The organism is Neisseria sp. P0022.S010 (assembly GCF_051956635.1).
Map to the genome: position 1 here is coordinate 1 of NZ_JBQCXF010000523.1, position 2,049 is coordinate 2,049.

The following is a 2,049-nucleotide window of genomic DNA, read 5'->3' on the forward strand; positions in this document are numbered from 1 at the left end:
TTTCTTAAAGAATCATTAATGTATATATTCCGCAACAACCCGCATAACCACTTTGCAACACCAAATTACAAACAACTTTCTATTAATAAACAATCCGGTAACCATAAGTAAACACTGTTTTGCAATTTACCCAATTGCCACTACCGACAAAACGCCTAAAATACGCTTCATCTGCAAACGGAAACCCTTTCTCACTTTGCAAGATAACACACAACACTCATATGGAGCTTAGATCATGAAATTACTTTCTGTTATCACTGCAGCCGCATTGGCTACTGTTTCCTTCTCCGCTGCCGCTGCACCTGCCGGCTTCGTTTCTTACAGTTGTGACGGTGGCAAATCACTGAACGTGATGTACGGCTTTGACCGTAGCGGCCGTGCCATTACTGCTGACGTAAATGCCGGTGGCAAAAAAGCCTCTTTGGTTGTCGACAAAAAACGTTCTGACAGCACTGGCACTACTTTCACCAACCGTAAAGGCTATGTAATGTCTACCGGTTTCATCGACAAAAACACCCACACTACTTCTGAAGTAGTTGGCGTGAACGCCCCTAACGGCTCATTCTTGGTGAAAAACTGCGAACCACGTCCACGTTAATCCCAGTTTTTCTTTTTAACCGAATCATCCCGGTTTGATAGAAAGGCCGTCTGAAAAACAATTTTCAGACGGCCTTTTGATTCAAGCCTATAAAAAAGAGCGTGTACCGTACACGCTCTTTTTGTTTGTTCACACACTAATTAAATACGCATTGGCATTACGATGTATTTGAAGTTCGGATTATTCGGCACGGTAAACAGCGTTGAACGGTTGGCATCACCGAAGGCAAGCTGCATATCGTCGGAGTGGATATTACGCAACACATCCATCAAGTAGCCGATATTGAAACCGACTTCGAGTTCTCCGCCTTGGTAAGCGATTTCCAGCTCTTCGCGCGCTTCTTCCTGCTCGTTGTTGCTACATACGACACTCAGCAAACCAGGCTGCAGGAACAGTCGTGCGCCGCGGAATTTTTCATTGGCAAGAATGGCGGCACGCTCGAGTGCACCCAAAAGCTGGGTACGGGATACGAGGAAAATCTTGTCATTATCCAAAGGAATCACGCGATTAAAGTCAGGGAACTTGCCGTCGATGACTTTGCTGACAATGGTTGTGCCATTGCATTGGAAGCGTACTTGATTGTCCAAAAGCTCAACAGTGATGGACTCGGACGGATTGTTCAACAGCTTGAAGAGTTCCAATACCGTTTTGCGTGGCAGGATCACTTCCGTTTTCGGCAGTTCTGCTTCAATTTGGCTGGCCGCATAAGCAAGGCGGTGGCCGTCGGTTGCAACAAGGCGCAGCTGATTACCTTCAACCTGCATCAGCAAGCCGTTGAGGTAATAGCGGATATCTTGAACCGCCATGCTGTATTGCACTTGCGAAAGCATGGTTTTGAAGGTTTCTTGAGTCAGTGAGAAAGTCGCACTGACGTCGCTGCCGACGCTCATCAACGGAAAGTCTTCAGCCGGCAAGGTTTGCAGGGCAAAACGGGATTTTCCCGCGCGCAGAGTCAAACGGTTGTCCGCCCAATCCAGTGACACCAGCGCACTGTCAGGCAGGGCACGCAGGATGTCTTGGAATTTTTTAGCGTTGGTCGTAATACGGAAATCGCCTGCCTGACTTTCAGGGCCGGCGGTATTGATTTGGATTTCCAAGTCGGTTGCCAAAAGTTTGGTTTGTCCGTCTTTGCTTTCCAGCAACACATTGGACAAAATCGGCAGAGTATGGCGACGTTCGACAATACCGGTAACGGCTTGCAACGGCTTGAGCAGACTGTCGCGATCGGCTTGTAAAATCAGCATGTTCCATTCCTTTGAATTTGAAATCGGTTGATTTGGGTATTTTAAAATATTTTTTGTATTCAGACGGCCTCACATTGACATCAGGCCGTCTGAATATTGCATTGGGTCAGTTCTGAATCAAAATCAGCAGTTTTTCGTAGTCTTGCGCCAATTCGGGATCTTCTTCACGCAGTTTCGCCACCGCTTTGACACCGTGCATCACAGTCG

The 2,049-nt window shown here is 47.0% G+C and carries 2 protein-coding genes; one reads left to right on the forward strand and one right to left on the reverse strand.

All coding sequences use genetic code 11. The features are described 5' to 3' along the window. The first annotated feature begins 235 nt into the window (after window positions 1-235). On the forward strand, window positions 236-598 hold the full coding sequence (locus ACTHUT_RS18940) for an ACP-like domain-containing protein (RefSeq protein ID WP_250599607.1): 363 nt from the start codon (window positions 236-238) through the stop codon (window positions 596-598). A 140-nt stretch (window positions 599-738) separates the two neighbouring features. On the opposite strand, the gene dnaN is transcribed toward ACTHUT_RS18940, so the two are convergent. After that, window positions 739-1,842: a DNA polymerase III subunit beta gene (gene dnaN / locus ACTHUT_RS18945; RefSeq protein WP_003684553.1), complete on the reverse strand. Its 1,104-nt coding sequence runs from the start codon at window positions 1,840-1,842 to the stop codon at window positions 739-741. Window positions 1,843-2,049: the final 207 nt, after the last annotated feature.